Source organism: Candidatus Erwinia dacicola, assembly GCF_001756855.1.
Lineage (GTDB): Bacteria > Pseudomonadota > Gammaproteobacteria > Enterobacterales > Enterobacteriaceae > Erwinia > Erwinia dacicola.
The window spans coordinates 1-7,224 of the sequence record NZ_MAYS01000097.1 but is presented as its reverse complement, the minus strand read 5'-3'; the positions used below and the strand labels follow the sequence as shown (position 1 = coordinate 7,224).

At 38.9% G+C, this 7,224-nt stretch carries 11 protein-coding genes and 1 pseudogene; 5 read left to right on the top strand and 7 right to left on the bottom strand.

The window, feature by feature from the left end; genetic code table 11:
- On the bottom strand, positions 1 to 254 hold a 254-nt coding region (locus BBW68_RS02870), incomplete at its 3' end, for a transglycosylase SLT domain-containing protein (RefSeq protein ID WP_245675190.1).
- Positions 255 to 344: 90 nt separating this feature from the next.
- Positions 345 to 878 carry a S26 family signal peptidase gene (locus BBW68_RS02865; RefSeq protein WP_186821251.1) on the bottom strand — a complete coding sequence of 178 codons (534 nt, stop codon included), beginning with the start codon at positions 876 to 878 and terminating at the stop codon, positions 345 to 347.
- Between the two features lie 105 nt (positions 879 to 983).
- Here BBW68_RS02865 and BBW68_RS02860 point away from each other — a divergent pair, with 105 nt between their 5' ends.
- Both BBW68_RS02860 and BBW68_RS02855 read left to right on the top strand, forming a co-directional pair.
- Complete coding sequence (locus BBW68_RS02860; RefSeq protein ID WP_070133926.1) at positions 984 to 1,304, top strand: hypothetical protein; 321 nt, start codon at positions 984 to 986, stop codon at positions 1,302 to 1,304.
- A gap of 56 nt (positions 1,305 to 1,360) precedes the next feature.
- Positions 1,361 to 1,606 carry a helix-turn-helix domain-containing protein gene (locus BBW68_RS02855; RefSeq protein ID WP_029403600.1) on the top strand — a complete coding sequence of 82 codons (246 nt, stop codon included), beginning with the start codon at positions 1,361 to 1,363 and terminating at the stop codon, positions 1,604 to 1,606.
- A gap of 29 nt (positions 1,607 to 1,635) precedes the next feature.
- Here the strand turns inward: BBW68_RS02855 and BBW68_RS02850 are convergent, their stop codons facing one another.
- The 5 genes from BBW68_RS02850 to BBW68_RS02835 form a co-directional block, all read right to left on the bottom strand.
- The gene (locus BBW68_RS02850; protein ID WP_070133925.1) at positions 1,636 to 2,640 is read right to left on the bottom strand and encodes a hypothetical protein; all 1,005 of its coding nucleotides are present in this window, start codon (positions 2,638 to 2,640) and stop codon (positions 1,636 to 1,638) included.
- On the bottom strand, positions 2,627 to 3,193 hold the full coding sequence (locus tag BBW68_RS02845) for a hypothetical protein (RefSeq protein ID WP_070133924.1): 567 nt from the start codon (positions 3,191 to 3,193) through the stop codon (positions 2,627 to 2,629). The genes BBW68_RS02850 and BBW68_RS02845 overlap by 14 nt, the downstream gene beginning before the upstream one ends.
- A 41-nt stretch (positions 3,194 to 3,234) precedes the next feature.
- Entirely contained in the window at positions 3,235 to 4,050 is an 816-nt protein-coding gene (locus BBW68_RS02840) for a type IV secretory system conjugative DNA transfer family protein (protein WP_070133923.1), read from the bottom strand.
- Entirely contained in the window at positions 4,017 to 4,406 is a 390-nt protein-coding gene (locus BBW68_RS18240) for a hypothetical protein (protein WP_148127517.1), read from the bottom strand. The genes BBW68_RS02840 and BBW68_RS18240 overlap by 34 nt, the downstream gene beginning before the upstream one ends.
- Before the next feature lie 1,101 nt (positions 4,407 to 5,507).
- Positions 5,508 to 5,738: a hypothetical protein gene (locus tag BBW68_RS02835; protein ID WP_070133922.1), complete on the bottom strand. Its 231-nt coding sequence runs from the start codon at positions 5,736 to 5,738 to the stop codon at positions 5,508 to 5,510.
- A gap of 98 nt (positions 5,739 to 5,836) precedes the next feature.
- Between BBW68_RS02835 and BBW68_RS02830 the strand changes: the two genes are divergently transcribed.
- The 3 genes and pseudogenes from BBW68_RS02830 to BBW68_RS02820 form a co-directional block, all read left to right on the top strand.
- On the top strand, positions 5,837 to 6,124 hold the full coding sequence (locus BBW68_RS02830) for a hypothetical protein (RefSeq protein ID WP_070133921.1): 288 nt from the start codon (positions 5,837 to 5,839) through the stop codon (positions 6,122 to 6,124).
- Positions 6,125 to 6,494: 370 nt separating this feature from the next.
- Positions 6,495 to 6,728, top strand: a complete 234-nt coding sequence (locus tag BBW68_RS02825; protein WP_148127516.1) for a hypothetical protein — start codon at positions 6,495 to 6,497, stop codon at positions 6,726 to 6,728.
- Positions 6,729 to 7,017: 289 nt separating this feature from the next.
- Positions 7,018 to 7,224 (top strand): annotated as a pseudogene (locus BBW68_RS02820) (IS1595 family transposase); the annotation flags it as partial.

Below are 7,224 nucleotides of genomic sequence, written 5' to 3'. Positions count from 1 at the left end.
TTATCTAGGACAGCCCCCAACATTTTAAAATTGCGGCTATTTACCTGCATTAAACCCACATCAACAGGATAGCCTTTTGCTATCCAGTATTGTGTCGCTGCAACGGCATCAGCCACGTTTTTCGGTTTAGGCCGGCTTCCGGCGGACATCTTATTGACATTAACGGCAAAAGGATTACCGCCACTTTCAACCATAATAATTTTCTGTAACGTATCTGTGGCTATCTCCGGCGCACATGCAGACACACTCGGCATATCAATCAAGAGAACTCCTTTATTCAGGTGATAGCTACCGCACAAGGCGGTTTTATCAGCCCCACAGATAAAAAATTTTCACCTTAAAAATCAGTCAAATAAATAAAAAGGTCTGATTTTTGCGGTAATATTCCGGTCTGTTACTACACCAAAATAACGACTGTCAAAAGACAGATTATTTTGATTGGCGACAACGATATACTCCGTCGGTTTTAATAATATTTCCCTATCAATAATGTTCCACTGCTTAATTTTCCTGGCAATTGGCGCGGTATTCGGGACTAAAACATCATTAACAACAATGCCTTTATGGGTCACAGTTACCCTGTCCCCTTCAGTTGCTACGATTTTTTTGAGTAACGGTGCTGACTGCCGGCAACCTAAACCACCAGCAATGATGTGATGATCAACAGACCATCTTGCTATCTCATCATCGAGACAAACCAAAACTGTATCATTTTTTGTATAAGATGCTGGATAACTTTTGAAGTACACTCCTAACGGCATACTTTTAGTAAAATTGACAACGAAATAATGCTGATAAAGCATAACGCAACCGGACAAAACGCCGAAAAAGAGAAGGGTATTTAAAAACTTACGTTTCAGTGTATTGTTTGTGATCACAATCCGTACCCATAAGCTGCGTGAAAAGTAGTATAGGGTTAACATTGTTACCGAATACTGTATTATATATAAAATACAGTACACCAACACCAAAGACAATAATTTATGAAAAAAATTTTTTTTGAGTACATAGAAGAAGCAAAAAAGCTAACCATTTGTGATAGTTACCGAAAAATAGCCCAATATCTGGACGCTCCACCGATAAAAATTTCACAATGGAAACAGGGAAAAGGCTATGTCTCTCCCGCAGAATGCGCACACCTCGCAAGATTACTGGGGATCACAACAGAAGAAATTGCCTATGTAATCAAGGCAGAAAGAGAAGAAATCCCTGAAAAAAAAGAATACTGGTACAAAGAGGCTGAGATTTTTTCACGCCCGATAAACCCCCCTGAATCATTAAAACTGAAAAACAAAAAATATTAATATCATTAAACAAATTAAAAAATTTTTTTTGGCAGACTTCTCCAAAGGAGTTTCCCATGATCCCCGAAAGACTAAAAACCGCCAGAAAAAAAAGACATTACACACAGGAGCTGCTGGCTATAAAAGCAGGCATAGATGAAAGCACAGCGAGTTCACGAATCAGCCAGTATGAAAACGGCTACAGTGTCCCCTCTTATCAGCTAATGCAAAAAATAGCGTCTATATTACAGATCCCAACCTGTTACTTTTATTGCGACGATGAAGAATTGGCTGATTACCTGATTAACTATTATCGCCGGTAATCAGTCAAAACCTGTTTCTACGCACGGTTCTATAAATTTAAGTGAACAGGCTTCCCTGCACACCATGCTAAAAGGCTGGTATGACAGGCATCAGCATTCGCCAGCCAGAATTTGTAATCATCCTTTGTCGGAGTCAGGTTAATCAGCACCCCGTCACCTGAATACGGCATCGGCTCATTGATCACAACTGGCACTTCCCTGTTAAGAATAGCGGTTAACCACGCTTCCGGTGTCAGTTGAGCCTGTGCTGCGTGTCGCTGCCAGCGTTGCCACACCTCATTTGGCAGCTTCATCTCGACTCTGACACCGGATTGCGGAAACGCCGTCAGATAGGCTTCATATTCGGCTCGGGTGGCAAACAGAAAACGCCCTGTATACGTTCTGACATCAGTCAGAATGCCTTCTATCATCAGTTCATCAAAACTATAAAACAGGGCTGCCGCTTTATCCCGCATAGCTGAATCAGGCAGAATATACATCACTGTATTAATAATGGGGTCATTACGGCGCATCCGCAGACAGTAGTTCCGAAAAATATCACGGTAACATTTTTGGTTTTTAAACGTGCGTTCGACTTCCGCCGCAGTGCCACCGTACCAGTAATCCATAATTTTATCCGGCAGATGCAGATAGCGGACTTTCGCCCCTGCTTTCATCAGCAACGCCGTGTAGTTCTGCATTTTCAGTGTATGCAGCAGGGCTGACGGGGCATGAGCACGGCGACTTAATCCGTTGAACCGTGGTGTAATACCAAGTTCTTGTTCAGCAAAAGCCTGACCTTGTGCTGTCAGATGATAAAACCGTTTGGTTCTGCCAAGAAATCCATCCTCGAAATAGGTAACTAATTCATTAGTTATCAGGTTTTTAAGTAACAAATAGATTTTTTGGTTTGCGGAAAAATCAAACAAACGGCTCAGACTGTCAATAGTAACGCTGCGTTCCTGCGCCAAAAAACTTAATATCTTATGTTGATTAAATTGGCGTTGTTCCAGCCGCTTTTGATTACTCAATGAACCGTAATCAGCTATGCTCATGATAATTATCTCCGTGATTATCATCTGGCATGGTTAATTCAGCCATAACAGAATCTACCCTATCCGCATCTACAGCACTGTTTACTCGTTCACGGTTAACCATCGTGCCAAATTTCGGATTATCAACAGGTTTTGTATTTCTGTCATTTTTCACTTTTTTATCGCTTGCAGTTTTCGGTTTATCATTTGTTTCTCTAATACTGGCTAAAAACTCACGGGAAGAAATCGCTTGTGTTTCAAATGAAGTAACGGATTTATCACTTTTTTCGACAAGGATCGGACTGCTGTACGCCAGCCTCGCCAGTTGTCCGTCTCCCACAATTAACCCGCAACGTGACGGAAGATTTTGAATAACTGAAATATCAATATAATTAGCTTTCTGCTTAAATATTGTCGCTTCTTTTGAAGCCATTTCAAAATTAGACTGATTAACAGAAAGATTACGACGCTCTACATCTACCAGACCACCCGCTGTAAAATCACTCGCCCATTTTGCACTCTCATAATTATCTGTCCGGTAAATCCAGCGTAGCCCTGCACTATCTTCAATCACTTTCCTTGCAGTTTGCCCGTCAATTTCTTTGGTGGAAACCTCTAAATCACCTCTGGATTGATGGGTAAAAAGGATATTTGCCTTTTATCTCTGAGCGTCCCCATTGCTTCAAGAGCACTTTTGGAAATAAGATATTTAATTTCATCAAGCATAATATTTACGTGGGTAACATCTTTATTTCTGTTTCTTTTTTCAAGGATTTGCACCATCCGTAAAAAGAGCATTTTTTGTGCCTTAACAACAACCTCATCACGCAGCGAACCCGTGATATAGATAATCTTTTTATTTTGGTTATTCAGTATATCGACTAAATCAATGCCATCATGAGCACTGATAGAATCTAATTGTCCCAATTCTTCAAGAAGATTAAAAAAGTTTTCGCCAGTCCGGTCATATGATTTTCGGAAATTCTCATTTAAAGCGATGCTTAACAGTCCGCGCAAATCTATACCTTGCGTAAAATTCTGTGATAAATCACGGCATACCTTTCTGTCGCCAGTCTTGTAGAAATCGGCATCCGTTCCTTTTTCACCCAAGCCAAAACTGGCAACTAACAATTCGTTAATTTCATCAGAATTAGCCCCTTTAAATGGATTAACCTGTGGCAACTGCACCCGATTTAAATCAATATAGATTAAATCATCTTTAAAGAAATGCTTAAATACATGGTATGCCCACTCATCATTTTTAGGATCAAAAATAATATTAATATCGTTATATAACTCCACACACTGAACAAGCGCAACGGTAGAAAGAACCCCCTTACCACTCCCCATTTTACCAATCACCTGAATATTTGTTTCATCCCATTTTAACTTAGGGATTAATATTGGCTTGTTGTTTTCGTCGATCCCCAAGAAAATACTTTTTTACTTTTAGCCTCATGAAAGTATTCAACAGGATTATAATTAATACTGTCTTTAAAATTAAAATTTCGAATATCGGTTAATTTATCATCTCTCATTTTTGAAGATTCGCGCCGTGAAATCGCTTCTTCATTAAAAATTAAATCGATCTCTCCGAAAAACGGTTTAATAAATGAATGGTATAAAAATGCACCAACAACATAACCAACAAGCGAACCAACTAAAATAATTGACAATCCATACATATTAGTTTTAGTTAAAAGATAATATTGTGCTTTGTAAGGTGTAATCACATAATCAATATTAAAAAAAGCAGAAATCAAAGTAACAATAAAAAATGCAGTCATAAAAGCTATAATAAAAATTAGCAGTATTTTACTAAAAAACCTGCCTACCTTAAAAGCAATAACGAAAAGTAAGGCTTGTCATATTGCATAGATGCAAACACGCCGCGTTTTTGACGCTTACCATTAACCTCTACATTCCTTGAATATTCTCTGTCATCATCAGACATTCCGATGAAACATAACATGATTTAAACTTCTGACAATGATACTTACCATCAAAACAAAGAAAGCCAAAATAACGAAAAGCACTAACCAGTGATGATATAAAAATACAGATGAAAAGTTATCAATCACATAACCAAACTGCCTGAATCCATAAAGCCCCTGATCCATAATTCACCCTGCGCCAGCAGATTACAATAGAATAAATGTAAGTTAAGGGATCGATTAAATCAACAAAAACTGAGCACAATCTGGACAACGACACGTAACTTGATGTTCGGTTTTTTTTCTTCAATTTTGAAAAAATTGCTAAGAAAAAAATGAGTGAGACAACTTGCCGCTGTGTGTATAGCGGCTTGTGTCGTCGAACTCATCATCAGCCGTCGCGCCCAAAGCGACGATGATGACAGTTTCGGGGGGAGCCAAAAAGGGTAATTGCGCCCACGCAATTGAGCACGACCTAGCGCGACCTTTTTGGGGGGCAGCGCCCCCGCACACCGTCACGAGTAAGGATATTTTGCGGCTTTATCGCAAAATTCCGCGCGACTGACCACCCTCAAAAAAGCCAGTTTTCGGTGAATTTTCGGCAGTATCGAAAATGAGCCGTTAAAAACGGCGTCTTTTGGGGGTGGTCAGTCGTGAAACGACTGGCAGTGTGCGCCTCTTTTGACCTTGGGGGGTTTGACCGACGTTCAGGAGGTCATTACCCCCATTGCCGGTAACGGCAACATTTTTGTTGATTTATCATAATAATAAATCAATGCAGTTGACGGGGATAGATTAACTATCTATCCCTGTCATGCGGATCTATGTATATCCGCACATTTTAGCTTGTTGATTTATTTGTTGACAGCAAAACAACAAGTAAGTCAACAAGCAGACCAACAAGCAATCAGCTATTTACACGCAAAAAAAAGAGCCTTTACAGGCTCTTTTTTGCTACTTTTTACTGCCAAAAAGCAGATCTAAATTTTCCTTTCCGAGTAAATTCTCAAGCTCCTGTCGCTTATCATCGAGAATTTTTTGTGCTTTTTTAGCGTTCATCTGTGACTCAAGTTTATCAATTCTTGTGATTAACTTTTCTCGTTTTTCGTCTAATTCCGTGAGTTTACTTTTTAAGTTTTCTATCTTTTCTTCAATAGCATTATTTGGTTTGTTCACATTTTCCATACATCACCTATTGATTTTCCCGCAGGTTTAATACTTACTTATCAGCAAGTGAAAAGATGGCTATCTAACATCAATCACAAAAAAAAGGCAATGCAATAATGCAGATATTGATTTTTTTAGCTTTGATGATTATGTCAAACACATCATTCTCAAAATCACTTTTTATCGGTGATTCTCTGACTTACAGTCAGGCATCAAGTTTTTCAAAAATCGAACCTGTAGATGCAAAATTTTTAGAAAGTACAGGACTGAAATCCGATAACATTCTTAGCTGGACTGACTATATAGAAACAATGGATTTAAGCAACTATGACAGAATATATATTCTGTTAGGTATCAATGATATGATAAACAAAATGATGAAATATTTTATCAAGACCGTGTAAATATCTTTATAATGTCACTATTAAATAAAAATATTATTTGGTTACTTCCTCCGGTACTTAAAAACGCAAAGCATGAGTCTATGTTACTTTACACAAGGTCAATCATCAAAGCTGCATGTATTGAGCACAGTGTAGATTTTTTGATATGCGTGATGTACTGGGTTATAACTTTATGCAGACAGTGAATGACAGAAACATCAGAACAGATGATGGCATTCACATTACCCTGTATGGTGCAGACAGGGTGATCACTAACTTGCTATTGAGGTGAATATGTTCAGATTAGCCACACCAGAGGATTACGAATATTTACCGGATATCGGATTATATGAACTGACGTTTGATAAACGTCCGGTTCAGGGCGTTCGATGTGAAGATCCAAAACAGGGATCCGCAGATTACAATAATTTCAGAAAAAAAATTCAAGGCAGTTATTCACAAAGAAAAACAACGCCGGAAAAATTTTTATCAGCTCACTGAGATTTCTTGGAATGCCGTTTTTGATTGGGCGATTGAGCGGGGAACACAGGAAGAATGTCGTTTATTACAGGCAATGTATCATGCCGAAAATAACAAAAATATTAGCAACTCCTCCTTGAATTAAGCAAATACTACGGGTTTATCAAAGAATCAAATTTACTCATTCCATTGGGATTGATACTTTGAAACCAACGGATCGCAGATACAGAAAAATTAATTACTAACAGCGTTAAGGCAGGTATCTGGTGGAACGGACAACAATTAATTTCAGGATTAATGATGATGCGCTACTAGCGCAATTTAATCGCGCAATAGCTAAAGAACAGAAAAAACATAAATTCGCCACTGACGGGATAAGAACTATAAAAGATTTGGGGCTGTCCTAGATAACTAAGATCATCTAGGATAGTGCCATGAGAAAAAGCAGACTCAGTCAGTACAAACAGGAACGGTTACTTGAACAGTTTATTGCAGGCTCCACAGCCCGTATTGCCGCAGAGCTGGTTGGTGTCCACAGGAACACTGCTGCATACTATTTTCACCGCCTCAAAGTGCTGATAGCCGAGCACGTAGATAGGCACTCCTGGTTTGATGGCGAGATTGAACTGGACGAAAGTTAT

Coding starts and splice junctions, on each gene's coding strand:
- BBW68_RS02850 (WP_070133925.1), bottom strand. CDS start 2,640: ATGAGCATAGCTGATTACGGTTCATTGAGTAATCAAAAGCGGCTGGAA.
- BBW68_RS18240 (WP_148127517.1), bottom strand. CDS start 4,406: ATGACTGCATTTTTTATTGTTACTTTGATTTCTGCTTTTTTTAATATT.
- BBW68_RS02830 (WP_070133921.1), top strand. CDS start 5,837: ATGCAGATATTGATTTTTTTAGCTTTGATGATTATGTCAAACACATCA.
- BBW68_RS02835 (WP_070133922.1), bottom strand. CDS start 5,738: ATGGAAAATGTGAACAAACCAAATAATGCTATTGAAGAAAAGATAGAA.
- BBW68_RS02860 (WP_070133926.1), top strand. CDS start 984: ATGAAAAAAATTTTTTTTGAGTACATAGAAGAAGCAAAAAAGCTAACC.
- BBW68_RS02855 (WP_029403600.1), top strand. CDS start 1,361: ATGATCCCCGAAAGACTAAAAACCGCCAGAAAAAAAAGACATTACACA.